We start from the raw sequence: 22,094 nt of genomic DNA, 5'->3' as shown, positions 1-22,094 counted from the left end.
GATCAGCCTGCAAGCGCTGCGGTGTGTTGCGTCCACGCAGCGACATAAGCCTTGGCCCGTTCGGCGACATCCGCAGCGCTCATGCCGGGTTTGAACAGCCCGGAGCCCAGGCCAAAGCCTTTCACGCCTGCGTCCAGAAACACCTTCATGTTGTCTGGCGAGATTCCACCGACCGGCAGCAGAATCGTGCCCTTCGGCAATACCGCGAGCCACGCCTTGACCACCGCAGGCGACATCTGCTCGGCCGGAAACAGCTTGAGCACATCAGCCCCCTCGGCCAGCGCGGCAAAGGCCTCGGTCGGCGTTGCTACGCCCGGCGACAGAAACAGCCCGGCCGCCCTGGCAGCGCGCAATACCTTCGCATCGCTATGCGGCATGACGATGACCTGGCCTCCGGCGTCCTTGACGTGCGTCACCTGCTCCGGGGTCAGCACCGTGCCTGCTCCGATCAGGCAATCGGCGGGCAGTTGCTGGCGCAGCAAACGGATGCTGTCGTACGGCTGCGGAGAATTGAGTGGCACCTCGATAACGCGAAAACCGGCCTCGTACAGCACATCGCCTATCGCCGGCGCCTCTTCAGGACGCAGGCCACGCAAGATCGCGACCAGACCGTTTTCCTTCAATGCTTGCTTGAGCATGTCAAACCTCTCGAATGTGTTGGGACGACCGGCGTGGGATCAGGCCTGCCTGCACCGCGACCTGCCACAGGCCGCGCTCAGTCGCCTGTTCGGCCAGTGTCACCTTGGGAAAGCCACAGACGGCCAGACCACGCGCGTAACGTGCGCACAGCGCCTCGCTGCCGATGAGGATCACCGCAGGCAATTGTTCATGGGTGTGCAGATGCAGCCTGGCAATGGCGCCCAGTTCATGGCCGATCAACAGGCCGGAAAGGTAGTCAGGCTGCGCGCTCGCAGTCAGTTGCCCGGTCAGGCCGAGCGTTCGGGTACTGAAGATAGTAGAAAGAGGTCCGGCGGCACCTTCTTGTGACAGGGCCATTGATAGCCCGCGATCAAACGCCTGGTCATCGAATGCCTCGCCGGTCTGCATGGTGCGTCCGAGAATCGTGTGCGCACACAGGGCGGCGTAGACCTCGCCGGTCATGAAGGTATCAAAATGAACGATGCGACCGCGGGTCACCTGCACCCATTTCGAATGGCTGCCCGGCAGCCCGATCAGCAACGGCTGGCCATCGACCTGAGCATCTAGCCCGGCCAGTATGCCTAGTACCTGGGTTTCTTCGCCACGCATCACGTTGGGCAGGGTCGAGCGTTGCAGTACGCCCGGAATGATATGTACGGTCACGCCACCCAGGCTACGCACCGTTTGCAGCGCTGCGCTCAGTTCGTTGACGCTGGCCGGGGTTTCCCGATAAGCCGCCTCGCGCCAGCCCTGCGCGCTGCCGACCATGCCGCAGGCAATCACCGGCAGGCCAGGCTCGGCATCGAGCCAGTCGCCGCAGGCCTGATCGAACGCCAGTTCAAAACCGTCACTGCACAACTGCCCGGCAATCAGGCGCGGCGTGGTCGGTAGCTGCATGATCCCCGCGCTCAGCGCGCGCTGTTCCAGCACCTGGCCGTGGTCGCCAAGTCGATAAGCACGAAGGGAGGTTGTCCCCCAGTCGAGTGCGATCAATTGCGCCTGCATTGCTTCACCTGTTGTTTTATTGGAAGTGAGTGCAGGACGACTATAAACCTGTTGTTGTGTTTATCTCAATATGTAAATTTACATCCCATATATAGGGATATAAATCTGTAGATCCCTGTCACCAGCCAATAAAAAACCCGCTGCCCTTTCAGGCAGCGGGTTTCGTGTAAAACCGCAGCATCAACGCTCCAGCAGGATTCTCAGCATGCGCCGCAGCGGTTCAGCCGCGCCCCACAACAGCTGGTCACCGACGGTGAACGCGCCCAGGTACTGGGAACCCATGTTCAGCTTGCGCAGACGGCCCACCGGCACACTCATGGTGCCGGTCACTGCGGTCGGGGTCAGCTCTTGTGCGCTGGCTTCACGAGTGTTCGGCACCAGCTTGACCCACGGGTTGTGCTGGCTGATCAAACCTTCGATGTCCGCAATCGGCACATCCTTGTTCAGCTTGATGGTCAGCGCCTGGCTGTGGCAACGCATGGCGCCGATGCGCACGCAGATGCCGTCGACCGGGATCGGGCTCTTGAAGCGGCCGAGGATCTTGTTGGTCTCGGCCTGACCTTTCCACTCTTCACGGCTCTGGCCATTCGGCAGCGCCTTGTCGATCCACGGGATCAGGCTGCCCGCCAGTGGCACGCCGAAGTTCTCGGTGGGGAACGACTCGCTGCGCATGGCTTCGGCCACCTTGCGATCGATGTCGAGAATGGCGCTGGCCGGGTTAGCCAGTTCGTCAGCTACCGAGGCGTGTACTGCACCCATCTGCCTGATCAGCTCACGCATGTTCTGCGCGCCGGCACCGGAGGCCGCCTGATAGGTCATGACGTTCATCCACTCGACCAGACCGGCATCGAACAGACCGCCCAGGCCCATCAGCATCAGGCTGACCGTGCAGTTGCCGCCAATGTAGTTCTTGGTGCCCGCGTCCAGTTTCTGGTCGATGACCTTGCGGTTTACCGGGTCGAGCACGATAACGGCGTCATCCTGCATGCGCAGGCTGGAGGCCGCGTCGATCCAGTAGCCCTGCCAGCCCGCTTCACGCAGCTTGGGGAATACTTCGTTGGTGTAGTCGCCGCCCTGGCAGGTCAGCACCACGTCCAGGGTTTTCAGCTCGTCGATGCTGTAGGCATCTTTCAGCGGCGCAACATCCTTGCCCACCGAAGGCGCCTGGCCACCAACATTGGAGGTAGTGAAGAACACCGGCTCAATGAGATCGAAGTCCTGCTCTTCCCGCATCCGCTGCATGAGCACGGAACCGACCATGCCACGCCAACCGATCAGACCTACACGTTTCATCGCAACTACACCTTGAATAAAAGTGGGACCGCCGCTCTGCGCGTCAACAGCAGGCGGCGGGCCAGAGAGATTACAGATTCCGCAGCGCGGCGACTACTGCATCGCCCATTTCCTTGGTACCGACTTTGACATTGCCCTCGGACCAGATGTCGCCGGTACGGATGCCCTGATCCAGAACCAGACTGACCGCCTGTTCGATGGCGTCGGCGGCATCGGTCAGATTGAAGCTGTAACGCAACATCATCGACACCGACAGAATGGTCGCCAGCGGGTTGGCGATGCCTTTGCCGGCAATGTCCGGTGCCGAACCGTGGCAAGGCTCGTACATGCCCTTGTTGGCGGTATCCAGCGAGGCAGAAGGCAGCATGCCGATGGAACCGGTGAGCATCGACGCCTGATCGGACAGAATGTCGCCGAACAGGTTATCGGTGACGATTACATCGAACTGCTTGGGCGCGCGCACCAGTTGCATGGCGGCGTTATCGACGTACATGTGGCTCAGTTCTACCTGCGGATAATCCTTGGCGACCTCCTCCACGATTTCGCGCCACAGCTGGCTGGACGCCAGTACGTTGGCCTTGTCCACCGAACAGAGCTTCTTGCCGCGCACCATGGCCATGTCGAAACCGACCCTGGCAATACGACGGATTTCGCTTTCGCTGTACGGCAGCGTGTCATAAGCCTGACGCTCGCCATTATCCAGTACGCGAGTGCCGCGTGGCGCGCCGAAATAGATGCCACCGGTCAGCTCACGGACGATCAGAATATCCAGTCCGGCGACGATTTCCGGCTTGAGGCTCGACGCATCAGCCAGTTGCGGATAAAGAATCGCCGGGCGCAGATTGCCGAACAGGCCCAGTTGCGAACGGATTTTCAGCAGACCGCGCTCAGGACGGATATCACGTTCGATGGTGTCCCATTTCGGGCCGCCCACCGCGCCGAGCAGCACAGCATCGGCTGCACGGGCACGGTCCAGGGTTTCATCGGCCAGCGGCACACCATGCTTGTCGATGGCTGCGCCGCCAATCACGTCGTGGGTCAATTCAAAGCCCAGTTGATACTTTTCGTTGGCCAGTTCCAGCACCTTGACCGCTTCGGTCATGATTTCCGGACCAATACCGTCACCTGGGAGAATCAGAATCTGCTTGCTCATAACATCCTCGATGTGTGCAGCGGCGCTTCAGACAACGCCTGTTAATAACGCTGAATACGGCAAAAAATTTATCGTCCGGCCAAAATACCTTTGCGAGCAAGGCGAATGACCGCCTTGCTCGCGAATGAAACTGTAACCGTTGCCTGGCCGTCAGTCGCGAAACAACCACGGCTGGCTGGCGCGGTGCCTGCTCTCGAAGCTGGCGATCGCGTCGGCGTCCATCAAGGTCAGGCCGATGTCGTCCAGGCCATTGAGCAGGCAATGCTTGCGGAAGGCGTCGATTTCAAAGCTCAGCACCTTGCCGTCAGGCCGGGTCACGGTCTGGGCTTGCAAGTCGATGCTCAACTGATACCCAGGGCTGGCTTCGACCTGGCGGAACAGCTCGTCGACCTCGGCTTCGGCCAGAATGATTGGCAGCAGGCCGTTCTTGAAACTGTTGTTGAAGAAAATGTCGGCATAGCTCGACGCGATGATGGCGCAGAAACCATACTCTTCCAGCGCCCAAGGCGCGTGTTCGCGACTGGAACCGCAGCCGAAGTTTTCCCGGGCCAGCAGCACGCTGGCGCCTTGATAACGCTCATGGTTGAGGACGAAATCATGGTTCAGCGGACGTTTCGAATTGTCCTGATAAGGCTGGCCTACGTCCAGGTAGCGCCACTCATCAAACAGGTTGGGGCCAAAACCCGTGCGTTTGATCGACTTGAGAAACTGCTTGGGGATGATCTGGTCAGTGTCGACGTTGGCGCGATCCAGAGGAGCGACCAGACCAGTGTGCTGGGTAAAGGCTTTCATGCTGGATTCCTCAATTCGCGAACATCGATGAAACGGCCAGTGACCGCTGCGGCAGCGGCCATCGCCGGGCTCACCAGATGCGTTCGGCCACCGGCACCCTGACGGCCTTCAAAGTTACGGTTGGAAGTGGACGCGCAATGCTCGCCGGAACCCAGGCGATCAGGGTTCATCGCCAGACACATCGAGCAGCCCGGCTCGCGCCACTCAAAACCGGCCTCGATGAACACCTTGTCCAGCCCTTCTTTTTCGGCCTGTTCCTTGATCAGGCCCGAACCCGGCACCACGATGGCCTGCTTGATGGTTGAAGCCACCTTGCGACCTTTGGCAACGTCCGCAGCGGCGCGCAGGTCTTCGATCCGCGAGTTGGTGCAGGAACCGATGAATACCCGGTCCAGCTGGATATCGGTAATCGGCTGATTGGCTTTCAGACCCATGTACTTCAGGGCGCGCTCAATGGAGCCGCGCTTGACCAGATCCGGTTCCTGCGCAGGGTCCGGCACGTTCTGATCGACCGCCAGCACCATTTCCGGCGACGTGCCCCAGCTGACCTGAGGCTTGATCTGCGCGGCATCCAGCCTGACCACGGTGTCGAACACGGCGTCTGGGTCAGACACCAGGTCCTTCCAGGCTTCGACAGCAAGGTCCCATTCAGCGCCCTTCGGTGCGAACGGACGGCCTTTTACGTATTCGACGGTCTTCTCGTCGGTGGCCACCATGCCGACCCGGGCGCCTGCCTCGATGGACATGTTGCAGATGGTCATGCGCCCTTCGATGGACAGATCGCGAATCGCGCTGCCAGCGAACTCGATCGCGTAACCATTACCGCCTGCGGTGCCAATCTTGCCGATCACCGCCAGCACGATGTCTTTGGCGGTCACGCCGAACGGCAACTGGCCTTCGACCGACACCAGCATGTTCTTCATCTTCTTGGCCACCAGGCACTGGGTCGCCAGCACATGCTCGACCTCGGAAGTGCCGATACCGTGGGCCAGTGCGCCAAAGGCGCCGTGGGTAGAGGTGTGCGAGTCACCACAGACCACGCTCATGCCCGGCAGGGTTGCGCCCTGCTCAGGGCCGATGACGTGGACGATGCCCTGACGCGGGTCGTTCATCTTGAATTCGGTGATGCCGTACTCGTCGCAGTTGTCGTCGAGGGTCTGCACTTGCAGGCGCGAGACTTGGTCTTCGATGGCATCGATACCGCCCTTGCGCTCTGGAGTGGTCGGCACGTTATGGTCAGGCGTGGCGATGATCGAGTCGATCCGCCACGGCTTGCGTCTGGCCAGACGCAGGCCTTCAAACGCTTGCGGCGAGGTCACTTCGTGGATGATATGACGGTCAATGTAGATCAGCGCAGAACCGTCGTCGCGCTGTTTGACCAAATGTGAATCCCAGAGCTTGTCGTAGAGCGTTTTCCCGGCCATCGGACGTATTTCCTCATCAGCTTGTTTCTATGCCTTGGGCAATCGTGGCGATGACCCTTTGGCTTGTGCGGTCATCCTATGGAATGTGCTTAAATAACTCAAATTCATAATTTTCATGCTTTGGATAACCAAATGGAATCCTACTATGGACCTCGCCAATCTCAATGCTTTTATCGCCATTGCCGAGACCGGCAGTTTCTCGGGTGCCGGTGAGCGGCTGTATATCACCCAGCCGGCAATCAGCAAGCGTATCGCCGGTCTGGAGCAGCAACTCAACGTGCGTCTGTTTGACCGCCTGGGTCGCGAAGTCAGCCTGACCGAAGCAGGCCGCGCCCTGCTACCGCGCGCCTATCAGATCCTCAATGTGCTGGATGACACCCGGCGCGCACTGACCAACCTGACCGGCGAAGTGACCGGACGCCTGACTCTGGCGACCAGCCATCATATCGGCCTGCATCGCCTGCCGCCGGTGTTGCGGGCCTTCACCCGGGCCTATCCGAAAGTCGCGCTGGATATCCAGTTTCTCGATTCGGAAGTGGCGTATGACGAAATTCTTCACGGGCGCGCCGAGCTCGCAGTGATTACGCTGGCCCCCGAACCGCATTCGCTGATCCGCGCCGTGCCGGTGTGGGACGACCCGCTGGACTTCGTCGCCGCGCCCGAGCACCCGCTGGCCAACAGCGGACCGATGAAACTGGAAGACATCGTGCGCTACCCGGCGGTGTTTCCCGGCGGTAACACCTTTACGCATCACATTGTCAGCAAGCTGTGCGAGGGCCAGGGCCTCAAACCCAACATTGCGATGAGCACCAACTATATGGAAACCATCAAAATGATGGTCTCCATCGGTCTGGCCTGGAGCGTGCTGCCGCGCACCATGCTCGATGAACAGGTGGCGCGCATTCCATTACCGGGCGTACAGCTCAATCGCCAGCTAGGCTACATCTTGCACACCGAACGTACGCTGTCGAATGCTGCCAGGGCATTCATGAAATTGCTTGATGCGCAGACACAGTAAGTAGACCCCGTTGCAGGACACGGGCCGATCTTTACCGGCTTTACTCACCGAAGGCTCGTGACCCCATGCCCAACCCGCCGCTCACCGACCCATCGCCAGCCGGGCCGCAGCACAGTGATACGTTGCGCCTGCTCAAGGAGAGCGGTGACCGCCTGGAACTGGCGCTGGATCTGGCGCAGATGGGCACTTGGGATCTGGACGTCACGCGCAACAGGCTGCGAGCCTCGGCAAGAACGGCGTTTCTGCACGGCATGGACGCGCAGCCATTCGACGATGACGCCGAGCGATTTTTCGGCAGACTGCCTGTCGAAGAACGTCACCGGATGCGTGAGGCCTATCAGACAGCGATAGAAAACCGCGACGACTACCTGCAGATCAGCTACCGCTTCCAGCTGAAAAACGGCACCTCGCGCCTGATCGAAAGCCGTGCGCGAATATACCGGGATGACCAGGGTCAGTTGTCCAGACTGTCGGGCACGCTGATGGACATCACCGAGAAACGTGCCCAGGCGGCGCTGGAAGCCAGCGAAGAGAAGTTTGCCAAAGCGTTTCACTCAAGTCCGGATTCGATCACCATCACCGAAATAGAGTCAGGCCGCTATGTAGAGGTCAACGACGGGTTCTGTCGCCTGACCGGCTTCAGTGCCCAGGAAGTGGTCGGCCGCACGGCCCATGAGATAGGCATCTGGACCGACACATTGCAGCGCGAGTTCATGATCGATGAGCTGCGTCAGAAAGGTCGGGTGCATCACCGGGAAATGAGTGGTCGCGACAAGCATGGCAATCCGCTGGTGCTGGACATCTCGGTGGATTTCATCACTCTGAACGACACCGCCTGCCTGCTCATGAATGCCCGGGACATCGGCCAGTTGAAAGACGCCCAGGCGCAAATCCATCATCTGGCTTATCACGATCCGCTGACCGGGCTGCCCAATCGCGCCTTGCTGATGGATCGCCTCAGCCACCAGTTGTACCTGCTTCAACACCAGAACCTGCGCGGCGCCCTGCTGTTTCTGGACCTGGATCATTTCAAACACATCAATGACTCGCTCGGCCATCCCGTGGGCGATAGCGTGCTGAACGTCGTCGCTGCACGACTGGAAGCCAGCGTACGCCAAGAGGACACCGTGGCGCGTCTGGGCGGCGATGAGTTCGTGGTCTTGATCAGCGGGCTGAACGGCGCTCTCGATGAAGTCACGCATCAGGTGCGGGTGCTGTCCGACAACCTGCGTGAGCTGCTGGCCGAACCGATGTTCCTCGACGGCCATCGTTTGCAGGTCACTCCGAGCATCGGCATCGTGCTGATCCCGGATGATGGCCTCACGCCTGCGGATCTGCTCAAGCGCGCCGACATTGCCCTGTACCGGGCCAAGGATTCCGGGCGCAATATCGCGCAATTTTTTCACGCGTCCATGCAGCAAGCCGTCAGCCAGCGACTGCGCCTGGAGAACGACCTGCGCCTGGCGCTGACCCGTAACGAATTCCAGCTGTACTTTCAGGCACAGGTGGATTGCCGCACCAATCAGATCACCGGCGCAGAGGCGCTGCTACGCTGGCAGCATCCCGAATACGGACTGCTGCCACCCGACCAGTTTGTCCAGATACTGGAAGAGAGCGGCATGATTCTGGAGGTTGGCAGCCGGATTCTCGACGACGCCTGTAAAATCGGCGGAATGCTCTTGAGGCAGGGGCTGGTCTCGAAAGACCGATTCCTGATGGGCGTCAACATCAGCCCACGCCAGTTTCGGCAGAGTGACTTTGTCGAACGCGTGGAACGCAGCCTGAAACAGCATCAATTGCCGGCGACCATGCTCAAGCTGGAAATCACCGAAGGCATCGTCATCCAGAATCTGGACGACACCATTCTCAAGATGCGCAGGCTTAGAGATCTGGGCGTGGGCTTTGCCATGGACGACTTCGGCACCGGTTACTCATCGCTTACCTACCTCAAGCGCCTGCCAGTGGACACGCTCAAGATTGATCAATCCTTCGTTCAGGACGCCGCCAGCGACCCCAACGATGCAGAAATCATCCGCGCCATCGTCGCCATGGCACAGAGCCTCAACCTGCACGTCATTGCCGAAGGCGTTGAAACCACCGAGCAATTGGCATTTCTCGAAAGAGTGGGCTGTTACAACTATCAGGGATACCTGTTCAGCGAGCCGCTGCCCGGCCCGCAGTTCGAGTCCTTGCTGCAGCTCAAGCGACCTGCACAGCAAGCCGCACCTCAGGGCTGAAAAAAGGAAGGCGCCTTGAGGCGCCTTCCCTGTTACGTGCCGCTGACTCAACGTCACCTGACGGATCAGTTTTGCAGCGCTTTCTGACTATTGAGCGGAATGCGTTTTGGTTTCGCTTCTTCCGGCACATTCCGCACCAGGTCAATATTCAGCAGGCCGTGAGACAGATCGGCCCCTTTGACTTCGATATTGTCCGCCAGCCTGAACGACAGCTTGAATTCACGCCGGGCAATACCCTGATGCAGATACGTCACGTTTTCGGCTTCTTGCTCGCGCTTGCTGCCGATCACGGTCAGCACACCTTTTTCAACCTGCAACTCGAGATCCTGCTCCTGCATGCCTGCTGCAGCGATCACGATTCGATAATGGTCATCGGTGTGCCGCTCCACGTTGTAGGGAGGGTAGCCGCTGGTTGTCTCATTTCGTGCCGCCGACTCGAAAAGATCGTTGAAGCGGTCGAATCCCACTGAGTTGCGAAACAGTGGAGCCAGAGAAAATGCAGTAGCCATAACAATTCTCCTGTTTATCAGCGAGTGGTTTACGCGACCCGTTTTCGGCATCGCTTGATCACGAAAATAGGGACGGCCATTCGCTTTTCAAGAGGTTTTTTTCAGATTTTTTTTGACCGTTCGTCGGGTTCAGCTTCTGGATAATCAGCCGGGCGAACAACCGAGCAATACGCTGATTCGAGCGCAATCGGTTTCGCGGCGTAGAGCATTGAACATCAGGGTCGCTTCCGGGTAGCTCTTGGTCAGCAGCACCAGCCATTGCTTGAGACGGCCCGGTGCCTGAATGAGCGTCATCTTGATAAGGCAGTCCTGCCAGAAGCTGCGCAGCATCGGCTGCAACTCGGCCCAGGTCATCGGCACCACCTCTTCGCCCTTCTGCGCCGCTGCAATCTGCCGGGCAAGGTCAGGGCGCGCTACCAGCCCGCGACCAATCATGATGTCCCGCGCACCGCAGATTTCGCGGCATCGCCGCCAATCCTCAACGGTCCAGATTTCACCGTTGGCGACCACCGGGACCTTGACCACGTCCTGAATGCGCGCAATCCACTCCCAGTGCGCGGGCGGCTTGTAGCCGTCGACCTTGGTGCGTGCGTGAACGACGATTTGCTCTGCCCCGCCGTCAGCCAACGCCCGCGCACAATCCAGCGCGCCGTCGGTGTTTTCGTAACCCAGGCGCATCTTGGCTGTGACAGGAATATGTCTGGGCACCGCACGGCGCACCTGGCTGACGATCGAATGCAGCAATTCCGGCTCCTTGAGCAGGATTGCACCGCCACGGGAGCGGTTGACGGTCTTGGCCGGACAACCAAAGTTCAGGTCCAGCACCGGTGCGCCCAATTCACAGGCGAATGCAGCGTTCTCGGCCAGGCACACCGGGTCAGAGCCCAGCAACTGAAGGCGCAAAGGCGTGCCCGCGTCGGTTTTCGCGCCCTGGTGAAATTCCGATGCGTACTTATAGAAGTAGTGCGCCGGCATCAAACGCTCGGACACCCGGATGAATTCGGTCACGCACCAGTCGATGCCGCCGACTTTCGTCAGCACATTACGCAGGATGTCGTCGACCAACCCCTCCATGGGCGCCAGAGCAATTTGCATGGGTCACACTCGAAAAAAAGTCCGGCAGTTTACTGCCCGACGTACGGATTGGGAACGTCGCTGTCGAGAATGGCCGCGCCGTAGCCCTCGATGAACTCGACCGGCATGCGCTTGGGCCGACCACTGGACAGTTCGATACAGACAAAAGTGGTTTGCGCGCGCAGCAGTGTCAGGTTGTCGGCAGGTCGCTTGAGCTGAAAGCGGCGGGTCATTTTCAGGCGGCTGTCCCAGTCAGTGATCCAGGTCGCCAGTTGCAGGTCGTCGTTCTCGTAGGCGCTGGCCAGGTAGTCGATCTCGTGCCTGACCACTGCCATGGCCCGATCCAGACGCCGATACTCGGTCAGGTCCAGCCCCAGAAACTGCGAATGCCGCCACGCGCAGCGCTCCAGCCAAGAGACATACACTGCGTTGTTGGCATGCCCCAGCCCGTCGATATCCTCGGCGGCGACATTCAGATCAATGACGAAAGGCGTTGCCCGATCCCAGACCATGCGTGCTCCTGCTTGGGTGAATGTGATTGGCGGGGAGTGTAGCGGGTCATGGCGCTGGTTCACACGCGCTGGTAAGAGAAGTGCCCTTCAGGACGCCTATCGTTCCTCATGCTCCAGCGCTCATCGTCATACACAAGGCTAACTGACTATCGTGCCGATGCTCCGCGTCGGCATGCAGTTCCGGACGCTCTGCGTCCTCTTTGTGTTAGTGACGCTCTGCGTCACACAGCGGTTCTGCGATATCAGTGATGTCTGTTTCCGACTCAGGTCACCTTTGCGCCCTTACGGCGCCCTACTTTGAGGGACCAAAGTAGGCAAAGTCCAAGCTCCGTTTCCGGCCCGACTTCGCCGGGTTCCTTCGCCCTGACACTGATCCGGGGGTCGCTGCAACGGGCCATCCTTGGCCCGGTGCAGCTTGCTCGGCGTCCTGCCGAGCATCCCCCGGATCAGTGTCAGGGCTCAGCCGTCACTTACGTCGCAATCGGCGCTGTCAGTACCATCGCGATAGAAAAGCGCTTTCTTTTATGAACAGTGATCAGGGGTAAGGCATGACATGGTTATACATCACCGATATGACGCAGAGCGTCATGAATGGCATTTCAATGCGGAGCACCTGCACGAGAATTGGTTGGTTTTGTGTATGAAGATAAGAATAAAGTCAGAAAGGAAGGGTTTTTCAAACCCTGAAAAAACAAAAGGGCCATTCAATAATCGAATGACCCTTGGTCCCGCAGAGCGGGAAATCGTGGCGTCCCCTAGGGGACTCGAACCCCTGTTACCGCCGTGAAAGGGCGGTGTCCTAGGCCACTAGACGAAGGGGACGCAAACCTTCAGTCAGGATCACCGAGCGGTGAACCCTGGCAAAATTGGTGGAGCTTAGCGGGATCGAACCGCTGACCTCCTGCATGCCATGCAGGCGCTCTCCCAGCTGAGCTAAAGCCCCGGATTTATCGCCTCGCGGCGGAGATCAACGTTGAAGTATCACTCGGTGAAACTGGCGTCCCCTAGGGGACTCGAACCCCTGTTACCGCCGTGAAAGGGCGGTGTCCTAGGCCACTAGACGAAGGGGACAAAACCTTCTGCAAGAACAACCGGTCGCTGGATCCGGTCATTTCACATCATCTCAAAGCAGTGTAGCTGCACTTTGAAACGCTAAATTTGGTGGAGCTTAGCGGGATCGAACCGCTGACCTCCTGCATGCCATGCAGGCGCTCTCCCAGCTGAGCTAAAGCCCCACATCAGTGGACGGGGCGCATATTAAGCGTGAGTCGCTGGGCTGTCAAATTTATTTTTTACAACTTACAAAGTTTTTTGTCGGTAATACAACCACTTACCCTTCACCCCCCGGAAAACCGGGAGGCGACTGGCAGGTTCGGGCATTGCCTCAGGCGATGGCACCCAGAAGCTTTTCCCATTCCTTGTTTTCTTTCTTCGAGACACCACCCAGCAAATCCAGTGCCTGACGCAGGCGGAAGCGGGTGAGGTCCGGCCCGAGGATCTCCATCGCGTCAGTCACCGAGACCGAGTTGGCCTGACCGGTAATCGCCGCGAACATCAAGGGCATGGCATCACGCAGTTTGAGCTCGAGGTGCTCGACGACCGCCTGGATGCAACCCATGATCCGCTCCTTTTCCCATTGACGCAGCGATTCCAGCTTCCACAGGATCAACTGCATGACCTGGCGCACTTGCTCCGGGGACAGTTTCTTGTGCTCGAACAACCTGGCATCCGGCGTGACACCGCCCGCGAAGAAGAAGCCTGCCAGCGGTGCGACCTGGCTGAAGGTTTCCACCCTGCCCTGCACGTGCGGCGCGATCTTCATCATGTAGTCGGGGTTCAGCGCCCAGGTTTTCAGGCGCGAGGCGAACTCTTCGACCGGCAGTTCACGCAGCCACTGGCCATTGAGCCAGGACAACTTCTCGATATCGAAGATCGGCCCGCCCAGCGAGACACGGGACAGGTCGAAGTGGTCGACCATTTCCTGCAGCGAGAACTTCTCGCGCTCGTCCGGCATCGACCAGCCCATACGGCCTAGATAGTTGAGCATCGCTTCAGGCATGAAGCCCATACGCTCATAGAAGGTCACCGACGTCGGGTTCTTGCGCTTGGACAACTTGCTCTTGTCCGGGTTACGCAGCAGCGGCATATAACACAGCTGCGGCTTGTCCCAACCGAAATATTCGTAGAGGAGGATCAGTTTCGGCGCCGAGGGCAGCCATTCTTCGCCACGCAGTACGTGGGTGATGCCCATCAGATGGTCATCGACCACGTTGGCCAGGAAGTAGGTCGGCAAGCCGTCAGTCTTCATCAGGACCTGCATGTCCATGCGGTCCCACGGGATTTCAACTTCACCGCGCAACATGTCCGGTACTACGCAGACGCCTTCGGTCGGCACTTTCATGCGGATCACGTGCGGCTCGCCAGCGTCCAGGCGGCGCTGGACTTCTTCCTTGGAGAGCAGCAAGGCACGACCGTCGTAACGCGGGGTTTCACCCTTGGCCTGCTGCTCGGCGCGCATCTCGTCGAGCTCTTCAGCGGTGCAGAAGCACGGGAAAGCATGGCCCAGATCGACCAGTTGCTGCGCGTACTTCTGGTAGATCTCGCCCCGCTCGCTTTGGCGATAAGGACCGTGTGGGCCGCCGACGTCCGGGCCTTCGCTCCATTCAATGCCCAGCCAGCGCAGTGCATCGAAGATCTGCTGTTCGGACTCGCGGGTCGAGCGCAACTGATCGGTGTCTTCAATGCGCAGAATGAACTCGCCGCCGTGCTGTTTGGCAAAGCAGTAGTTGAACAGCGCGATGTAGGCCGTGCCGACGTGGGGGTCGCCCGTGGGCGATGGCGCGATGCGGGTACGAACGGTGGTCATGGAAAATCCCGAAATAGGTCGATCAAGCGCGGAATGTTAACAGGCCGGGGGCATGGGGCTCCAGCAACAAAGGCAATTGCCCGGACGCCTCTCGTTCCGCATGCTCCGCGCCCGGAGTTGTAAACACATTCAGCTGATTATCGTGCCAATGCTCCGCGTTGGCATGCAGTTCGTGACGCTCCGCGTCACACGGCGGTTCTACGCTGTCAGGTGGATTGGGGTCCGGCGCAGGTCACCTTTTCGCCCCTCGGCGAGTCACGTTGAGGGACAAAGGTGAGCAAAGTCCTCGCTCCGCTTGGATATCGTTCCCACGCTCCGCGTGGTAATGCAGTTCGTGACGCTCTGCGTCACACGGCGGTTCTGCGAGGTCAGGTGGATTAGGGGTCGACTCAGGTCACCTTTTCGCCCCTCGGCGAGTCACTTTGATGGGGCCAAAGTGACCAAAGCCCCTGGCTCCGTTTCCGGCCCGACTTCGTCGGGTTCCTTCGCCCTGACACTGATCCGGGGGCCGCTGCAACGGGCCATCCATGGCCCGGTGCAGCTTGCTCGGCGTCCTGCCTCGCATCCCCCGGATCAGTGTCAGGGCTCAGCCGTCACTTACGTCGCACCCTGCGTCGTCAGTGCCAACGTGACAAAAAGCGCGTTTATGTGCAGTGATTACGGGCAAGGCATGACGTTGTGCTGCAGCACAGATGTGACTCAGAGCGTCACGAACGGCATGACGACGCGGAGCGTCGCACGATAGTTTAGCTATCGTTACCACGCTCCAGCGTGGTAACGCCGCTCTGGACGCTCTGCGTCCGATGTTGAGCGCATGGCGCGACGCAGGCTTGTGAGGCAGCGCGTTATGAGCTGCACGCTAACGCAGCGCAATGGAACAAGAGTCAATCCCTCTCTCAAACCGCCAGCAAGCGCTCGCGCAGTTTGCCGATTTCGTCGCGCATCTGCGCAGCGGCTTCGAATTCCAGATCGCGGGCCAGTTGGTACATTTTTTCTTCCAGCTGGCGTATGCGCTTGTTGATCTCGCTCGGCGAGCGCAGTTCGTTTTCGTAGCGGGCGTTTTCTTCGGCGGCTTTGGCCATGCCTTTGCGCTTTTTGCTGCGCGAGCCTGGCACGGTGGCACCTTCCATGATGTCGGCGACGTCCTTGAACACCCCTTTGGGCGTGATGCCATGCTCCAGGTTGAAGGCGATCTGCTTCTCGCGACGCCGCTCGGTTTCGCCGATGGCGCGCTCCATGGAGCCGGTAATGCGATCGGCATACAGAATCGCCCGGCCATTGAGGTTACGCGCTGCCCGGCCAATGGTCTGAATCAGCGAGCGGTCGGAACGCAGGAAACCTTCCTTGTCGGCATCAAGAATCGCCACCAGCGACACTTCCGGCATGTCCAGCCCTTCACGCAGCAGGTTGATGCCCACCAGCACGTCAAACGTACCCAATCGCAGGTCGCGGATGATCTCGACCCGCTCCACCGTGTCGATGTCCGAGTGCAGGTAGCGCACGCGCACACCGTGGTCGCTCAGGTAATCGGTCAGGTCCTCGGACATGCGCTTGGTCAGCGTGGTGACCAGCACCCGCTCTTCCAGCGCAGCGCGCTTGTGGATTTCCGACAGCAGGTCATCGACCTGAGTCAGCGCCGGGCGGATCTCGATCTGCGGGTCGACCAGGCCGGTCGGGCGAACCACCTGCTCGACCACGCGCCCGGCGTGTTCCGCCTCGTAGTTGCCCGGCGTCGCCGAGACGAATATGGTCTGCGGGCTGATCGCTTCCCACTCGTCAAAGCGCATGGGCCGGTTATCCAGCGCCGATGGCAGGCGGAAACCGTACTCGACCAGGGTTTCCTTGCGTGAACGGTCGCCTTTGTACATCGCGCCGACCTGCGGCACGCTGACGTGGGATTCGTCGATCACCAGCAAGGCATCGGCAGGCAGGTAGTCGAACAGGGTCGGTGGCGGCGCGCCGGACGGACGACCTGACAGGTAGCGCGAGTAGTTTTCGATGCCGTTGCAATAACCCAGCTCCAGCATCATTTCCAGGTCGAAGCGGGTGCGTTGCTCCAGACGCTGGGCTTCCACCAGTTTGTTCTGGCTGCGCAGGTATTCCAGACGCTCCTGCAGCTCGACCTTGATGTTTTCCATCGCTTCGACCAGCGTCTCGCGGGGCGTGACGTAGTGGCTTTTCGGATAGAAGGTAAAGCGCGGCAGCTTGCGGATCACCTCGCCCGTCAGCGGATCGAACGCCGACAGACTTTCGACTTCGTCATCGAACAATTCGATGCGGATCGCTTCAAGATCGGATTCGGCCGGGTAGATGTCGATCACGTCGCCACGCACTCGGAAGGTCGCACGGGCAAAGTCCATGTCATTGCGGGTGTATTGCAGGTCCGCCAGACGGCGCAGCAAGGCGCGCTGATCGAGTTTGTCGCCGCGATCAATGTGCATGACCATGCGCAGATAGGTTTCCGGGCTGCCCAGACCGTAAATGCACGACACCGTCGTAACGATAATCGCGTCCTTGCGCTCCAGCAGCGCCTTGGTCGCGGACAGCCGCATCTGTTCGATGTGGTCGTTGATCGATGCATCCTTCTCGATGAAGGTGTCCGACGACGGCACGTAGGCTTCGGGCTGGTAGTAGTCGTAGTAAGAGACGAAATACTCCACAGCGTTGTTCGGGAAAAACGCCTTGAACTCGCCGTACAACTGCGCGGCCAGGGTCTTGTTGGGTGCCAGCACCAGCGTCGGACGCTTGATCTGGGAAATCACGTTGGCGATGCTGAACGTCTTGCCCGAGCCGGTCACGCCCAACAACGTCTGGTGCGCGAGCCCGGCGTCGATCCCTTCGACCAGTTGGCGAATGGCCTCGGGCTGATCGCCGGCTGGCTCAAAACGGGTAACGAGCTGGAACTCGGACATAACTGACCTCTTGATTGATTCGCGTGTACGTCGTGCGCGTAAAGCCGCTCGCAACCTGACCGCGTAAAGGGTTCGCCCCTGCCTCAATGGCGCAGTGACGAAAGCACCGCCAACGGCAACTCCCGTCAGGGAGCAGACGTGCGATGTTTTGAAGTGATGGCTAATAGATGGAGTCATATATCAGCCTTTCAAGGCATGCACTTAAAGCATTGAGGTTTTAACAGAACGAACGTTCTGCAAATATGCATAAAAACCTTGAAAAAACCTGCCCGCCCTGTCGCCCGACGTGGGGATGCTCTCTATACTAGCCCCTGTTTACGCACCGCTTTGGCGCATCAAGCCGCAGCGTGTAGCCCCTTCCCACTCTTCATCAAGAGCCGCCGCACAATGAGCCTGTTCTCCGCTGTCGAAATGGCACCCCGCGATCCGATCCTGGGTATCAACGAAGCATTCAACGCCGACACCCGCACCACCAAGGTCAACCTTGGCGTGGGCGTCTACTGTGATGAAGAAGGGCGCATTCCTCTGCTGCGTGCCGTGGCTGAAGCTGAAAAGATCCGTGTGGCCCAGCATGCACCGCGCGGCTACCTGCCGATCGACGGCATTGCCGCCTATGACCAAGCCGTGCAGAAACTGCTGCTGGGGGCCGATTCGCCGCTGATCGCTTCGGGCCGGGTGCTGACCACTCAATCGGTCGGCGGCACGGGCGCCTTGAAGATCGGTGCCGACTTCCTCAAGCAACTGCTGCCCAACGCCGTGGTTGCCATCAGTGACCCGAGCTGGGAAAACCATCGCGCGCTGTTCGAAACCGCGGGTTTCCCGGTGCACAACTATCGCTACTATGACGCGGCCACTCATGATGTGAATCGCGCTGGCATGCTCGAGGACCTGCAGAACCTGCCAGACAACTCGATCGTCGTGCTGCACGCCTGCTGCCACAACCCGACGGGCGTCGACCTGAGCCTGGACGACTGGAAAAAAGTGCTGGAAGTGGTCAAGGCCAAGAAGCACGTACCGTTTCTCGACATGGCTTATCAGGGCTTTGGTCAAGGCATTCAGGAAGACGCGCTGGCGGTGCGCCTGTTCGCCGAGTCGGGCCTGACCTTCTTCGCTTCCAGCTCGTTCTCCAAATCGCTTTCGCTGTACGGCGAGCGCGTCGGTGCGCTGTCGATCATCACTGAGTCGAAGGAAGAAACCGCCCGCGTCCTGTCGCAGGTCAAGCGCGTGATCCGCACCAACTACTCCAACCCGCCGACCCACGGCGCAATCATCTCTGCTGCGGTTCTTAACGATCCGGCATTGCGCGCCCTGTGGGAAGAAGAACTCGGCGAAATGCGCGTGCGCATTCAGAGCATGCGCAAAGCGATGGTCGAGCGTCTGGCCGACAACCCGGCCGGTCAGGATTTCAGCTTTGTCGGCCGCCAGTGCGGCATGTTCTCCTATTCCGGCCTGACCGCCGCCCAGGCCCAGCGCCTGCGCAGTGAATTCGGCATCTATGCACTGGATACCGGGCGCATCTGCGTAGCAGCGCTGAATCAGAAGAACATTGACGTGGTGTGTGACGCGATCAAGCAGGTTCTTTAAGTTTTGAGCTGCAAGCTGCAAGCTGCAAGCTGCAAGAAAGAGCAGGACCGCTTTGGCTTGCAGCTTGAGGCTTGTAGCTGAAAGCTCCCATCTCCGCTGGGCACTTTCCATCGAACGATCTGAAAAAACCTGCCTCGAAACTCTGTCAGTACATTTTCTGAACCAGATATCGAGGTATTCATGTCTATCGAACCGCAACGTCAGAAAGAACCGACCCCTAATCAGGACGCACCTGCCGGGCCAGGCGCGGACCGCAACGATCCGGCCATCGAGCCGCAGGTTGCGGACGTGAAACCGGAGACGGAGAAAGGCCATGGCCCGAGTCAGGGCCAAACCCCTGCACCCAGCCAAAGCCAGTCGCAAAGCCAAAGCCAGTCATCCAGCGACAGCGCCTATGTGCCGGACCATGAACTGGAAGGCGAGAAAACCGAGGATCAGCGCAATCACCAGCAGACGCAAGGTATCGACGCCGATATAGATACTCAGGGTGGCTAAGTACAGAAAAGCGCATTTGGGCCATGTGGCCCAAACGCTTTTTCCGAATCTCCCCCTACTCCTTGATCACCTGCACCTGATACGCCGGATCAGCCTTTATCTGCTGCTCGGTGAACGGCAGAGTACTCCACTGCTTTTTCGAGAATGCCTCGGTCTGGTCCCATGAATGCTCGGACTGCGGGTTGCTCGACTCGGAAAACGCCAGTAAACCCTGCGCCTTGGGGCCATGTTCGTCGAATGTCACCACCTGCAGATAGCTGGTGCCGCTGACCACTTCGCGCTTGCCATCCTTGCCCGCGACGGTCTGCATCGCATTATAGATACCCAACCCTGCCGGGCCGCCGTGAATCGGGATTGCTTTGCCGCTGATACTCGACACCTGAATATCCCCCCACGTGCTGTCAGCCGACAGTCCCGCCTTGGCCACCTCATCCACCGCCGCAAGCATGGCGGCGCGCAGCGCGGTGGCGACTTCCGGGTATTCAATGGCCAGCCCGCTTGGCGTGTGAACCGGGTCCTGCGGATCGAACACCACGCGCCAGCGCGAGGCGACAGCCTGCATGGAGGTCACGATCCGCTGGAAGTACACAAAGCCGATGCCGCTGTTCAGGTCAGCACGCCCGTCCCAGGCTTTCAATGCGGCACACAGTGGTGCCAGACGCGCTGCATCGTCACCCAGCTGCGAGGCGCAGAACTTCAGCAGGTCCGGCAGCACTTGCCCGGCCTGATACACCTCGTTGCCCATGACCATGGCTTGCAGGTTCTCGACGTTGACCTTCCCCGTCTTCTCCAGGCTGCTCAGCCGATCCAGCGCAAAACGCGCCCGCTGGCCCAGTGGCTGACCATCCTGACTGATCAGGGGTGAAAAGTTCTTCAACGGCACAGCCGGATTGACCATCCAGGCCGAATCGTTGGAGTGCTGCACGAAATCGGTCCGTAGCAACTGCGGCTGACGCGAAGACGGGTAAATACCTGCCTGCGCCGCCTCGGGGGACAGGTCCCAGTTGCACGCACTGCGCGAGCCGTCAAGCACGATCAGTTCGGTGCCGATCCGCGGGTCACTGCATCGGGCGAGCTTTGCGGCATCCACGTTCGGCACCACCGAGAGGTTCATGTACAGCGCCTGCCCCTTGGCATCGACCGCCAGCGTGTTAACCCACGGAATGCCCTGAATCTTGTGTACCGAATCCTGAAACGCCTTGAGGCTGTCGGCCTTGTCCATTGCGTACCACTGCTGCAACACGCGGTCGTTTTCCAGGTTGGCGTCGCGCAGGCTGAACGCGAACTTGTCGTCCCAGTCCAGCTTGCCCGGCCATTGCACCACCGGACCGAACTTCGATGAATAGATGATACGCGGCACAGCCTTGAGGCTGCCGTCCGGCTGCTCCACCTCGACACTGATCTGCTGCTTGCCCATTGCTACCGATTTGCCGTCCAGCATGTAGCGAGTCGAGTCCTTTGGATCAAGCTGCAGACGGTGCAGCGTAAAGTGTTTCGACGTGTCGACGGTATGGCTCCAGGCCAGATGCCGGTTGAAACCGATGTTGATCAGCGGCAGACCCGGCAATGCCGCGCCCATCACGTCCAGTTTGCCGGGAATGGTCAGGTGCATCTGATAGAAGCGCATACCGCCGCCCCACGGAAAGTGTGGATTGGCCAACAGCATGCCGCGCCCGTTGGCAGACAGATCCCGCCCCACCGCCACGGCATTGCTGCCGCGCTCCAGGGCAAAGCGTTCGTTGCGGGCAGCGGCCAGTTGCAGCGCTCGAGCCTGCTGACTATCAACCTGCAAAGGCTTTTGCGCAGAAGGCGGTTTGGCTCCGGCAAAGGCTTCAGTGAACTGCCCCACTCCGCCTTCGACCAGCAGGCGACGTGTCAGGCGCACCAGATCGTCAGTGCTGATCGGGCGCACCCACTCGGCCGCGCAGGCTGGCGGCAGGCCCTTGCTGTTCTGCTCAGCCAGAGAGCGGTTGTAACCAGCGACATAGCCCTGCATCAACTGGCGAATCTCCGGCGGCTGGGCCTTCCAGAAATCCGCCAGCGCTTCTGGTGTATTAAGCCACTTGAACAGCAGGTCGCTGGCCATGTTGTTGCGCTGCTCAAGGGTCGCCTTGTCCGGTCCGAAATAGCGCGAGCGCTCGCCATTGACCGTGACGATTTCATTGGCCAGCAGGCACAGATTGTCCTGCGCATAGGCGTAACCGATGCCATAGCCCAAGCCTCGCTCGTCATCCGCGACGATGTGCGGCACGCCAAAGCCGGTACGCCGGATCTCGGCGCTAGCGGCCTTATGCAGGGAGGCCTGAGGCTCGGGGGCAACCAAGGCCTGCGCAGGCAGAACCACAGCGAACGAAAGGCCTGCAAAAACAAAACCGGGCAGTGTTCTGGAAATAATCACGCTGACTCCACTCGACAAGACGACCCGAATTAGCCGCTCCCGTTAAACGAAGCACGCGGGCGGATTTTTAGCTGAATCGTACAACCCGGTGCGCCGCGCTAAATTCCTGCCTCCATTTCTCGTTTAAAGGGCAGCTCTCGTGGCCGTCGCTCGGCGACCGGCTGATCTCCCAGCGCAGGAATC

General features: G+C 59.7%; 16 protein-coding genes and 4 tRNA genes. 4 read left to right on the top strand and 16 right to left on the bottom strand.

The window, feature by feature from the left end:
* Positions 1-2 precede the first annotated feature (2 nt).
* The 6 genes from I9H07_RS08570 to leuC all read right to left on the bottom strand — a co-directional run bounded on the left by I9H07_RS08570 (position 3) and on the right by leuC (position 6,306).
* Complete coding sequence (locus I9H07_RS08570) at positions 3-638, bottom strand: 2-dehydro-3-deoxy-6-phosphogalactonate aldolase (protein WP_236424842.1); 636 nt, start codon at positions 636-638, stop codon at positions 3-5.
* A gap of 1 nt (position 639) precedes the next feature.
* A complete protein-coding gene (locus tag I9H07_RS08565; RefSeq protein WP_236424843.1) occupies positions 640-1,644 on the bottom strand; it encodes a 2-dehydro-3-deoxygalactonokinase in 1,005 nt (334 codons plus the stop codon).
* A 180-nt stretch (positions 1,645-1,824) separates the two neighbouring features.
* Complete coding sequence (gene asd, locus I9H07_RS08560; RefSeq protein WP_024675883.1) at positions 1,825-2,937, bottom strand: aspartate-semialdehyde dehydrogenase; 1,113 nt, start codon at positions 2,935-2,937, stop codon at positions 1,825-1,827.
* Positions 2,938-3,007: 70 nt separating this feature from the next.
* Positions 3,008-4,090, bottom strand: a complete 1,083-nt coding sequence (leuB, locus tag I9H07_RS08555) for a 3-isopropylmalate dehydrogenase (protein ID WP_236424845.1) — start codon at positions 4,088-4,090, stop codon at positions 3,008-3,010.
* A 150-nt stretch (positions 4,091-4,240) separates the two neighbouring features.
* Positions 4,241-4,882, bottom strand: coding sequence for a 3-isopropylmalate dehydratase small subunit (leuD, locus tag I9H07_RS08550; protein ID WP_024675885.1), 642 nt, complete (start codon positions 4,880-4,882; stop codon positions 4,241-4,243).
* Complete coding sequence (gene leuC / locus I9H07_RS08545) at positions 4,879-6,306, bottom strand: 3-isopropylmalate dehydratase large subunit (RefSeq protein WP_024675886.1); 1,428 nt, start codon at positions 6,304-6,306, stop codon at positions 4,879-4,881. Before leuC ends, leuD begins: the two co-directional genes overlap by 4 nt.
* A gap of 145 nt (positions 6,307-6,451) precedes the next feature.
* Between leuC and I9H07_RS08540 the strand changes: the two genes are divergently transcribed.
* Both I9H07_RS08540 and I9H07_RS08535 read left to right on the top strand, forming a co-directional pair.
* Positions 6,452-7,324 carry a LysR family transcriptional regulator gene (locus I9H07_RS08540; RefSeq protein ID WP_024675887.1) on the top strand — a complete coding sequence of 291 codons (873 nt, stop codon included), beginning with the start codon at positions 6,452-6,454 and terminating at the stop codon, positions 7,322-7,324.
* A 65-nt stretch (positions 7,325-7,389) separates the two neighbouring features.
* Complete coding sequence (locus tag I9H07_RS08535; protein WP_058391031.1) at positions 7,390-9,561, top strand: putative bifunctional diguanylate cyclase/phosphodiesterase; 2,172 nt, start codon at positions 7,390-7,392, stop codon at positions 9,559-9,561.
* A 65-nt stretch (positions 9,562-9,626) separates the two neighbouring features.
* Here I9H07_RS08535 and I9H07_RS08530 read toward each other — a convergent pair whose 3' ends face one another.
* From I9H07_RS08530 to uvrB, 9 genes are all read right to left on the bottom strand, one after another.
* Positions 9,627-10,070: an Hsp20 family protein gene (locus I9H07_RS08530; RefSeq protein ID WP_024675889.1), complete on the bottom strand. Its 444-nt coding sequence runs from the start codon at positions 10,068-10,070 to the stop codon at positions 9,627-9,629.
* Positions 10,071-10,214: 144 nt separating this feature from the next.
* Positions 10,215-11,165: a tRNA dihydrouridine synthase gene (locus tag I9H07_RS08525; RefSeq protein ID WP_058391030.1), complete on the bottom strand. Its 951-nt coding sequence runs from the start codon at positions 11,163-11,165 to the stop codon at positions 10,215-10,217.
* A 29-nt stretch (positions 11,166-11,194) separates the two neighbouring features.
* Positions 11,195-11,656: an acyl-CoA thioesterase gene (locus tag I9H07_RS08520; protein ID WP_024675891.1), complete on the bottom strand. Its 462-nt coding sequence runs from the start codon at positions 11,654-11,656 to the stop codon at positions 11,195-11,197.
* Positions 11,657-12,402: 746 nt separating this feature from the next.
* Positions 12,403-12,478, bottom strand: a tRNA-Glu gene (locus I9H07_RS08515).
* A 45-nt stretch (positions 12,479-12,523) separates the two neighbouring features.
* Positions 12,524-12,599 (bottom strand) — tRNA-Ala (locus tag I9H07_RS08510).
* Positions 12,600-12,651: 52 nt separating this feature from the next.
* Positions 12,652-12,727: transfer RNA gene (locus I9H07_RS08505), tRNA-Glu, on the bottom strand.
* Between the two features lie 88 nt (positions 12,728-12,815).
* A tRNA-Ala gene (locus I9H07_RS08500) sits at positions 12,816-12,891 on the bottom strand.
* Between the two features lie 149 nt (positions 12,892-13,040).
* Positions 13,041-14,522, bottom strand: a complete 1,482-nt coding sequence (gltX, locus tag I9H07_RS08495; protein WP_058392647.1) for a glutamate--tRNA ligase — start codon at positions 14,520-14,522, stop codon at positions 13,041-13,043.
* A gap of 896 nt (positions 14,523-15,418) precedes the next feature.
* On the bottom strand, positions 15,419-17,434 hold the full coding sequence (gene uvrB / locus I9H07_RS08490) for an excinuclease ABC subunit UvrB (protein ID WP_024643336.1): 2,016 nt from the start codon (positions 17,432-17,434) through the stop codon (positions 15,419-15,421).
* Positions 17,435-17,821: 387 nt separating this feature from the next.
* Here uvrB and I9H07_RS08485 point away from each other — a divergent pair, with 387 nt between their 5' ends.
* Together I9H07_RS08485 and I9H07_RS08480 are read left to right on the top strand one after the other, a co-directional pair.
* Positions 17,822-19,018 carry an amino acid aminotransferase gene (locus I9H07_RS08485; RefSeq protein WP_058392645.1) on the top strand — a complete coding sequence of 399 codons (1,197 nt, stop codon included), beginning with the start codon at positions 17,822-17,824 and terminating at the stop codon, positions 19,016-19,018.
* A 180-nt stretch (positions 19,019-19,198) separates the two neighbouring features.
* Complete coding sequence (locus I9H07_RS08480; protein WP_058392644.1) at positions 19,199-19,513, top strand: hypothetical protein; 315 nt, start codon at positions 19,199-19,201, stop codon at positions 19,511-19,513.
* A 55-nt stretch (positions 19,514-19,568) separates the two neighbouring features.
* Here the strand turns inward: I9H07_RS08480 and I9H07_RS08475 are convergent, their stop codons facing one another.
* A complete protein-coding gene (locus I9H07_RS08475; protein WP_094188509.1) occupies positions 19,569-21,905 on the bottom strand; it encodes an acylase in 2,337 nt (778 codons plus the stop codon).
* Positions 21,906-22,094 lie beyond the last annotated feature (189 nt).

Origin of the sequence: Pseudomonas syringae (genome assembly GCF_023278085.1) — a bacterium.
GTDB lineage: Bacteria > Pseudomonadota > Gammaproteobacteria > Pseudomonadales > Pseudomonadaceae > Aquipseudomonas > Aquipseudomonas syringae_Q.
The sequence above is the reverse complement of the archived record's forward strand: the minus strand, read 5'-3'. Positions and strand labels throughout refer to the sequence as shown.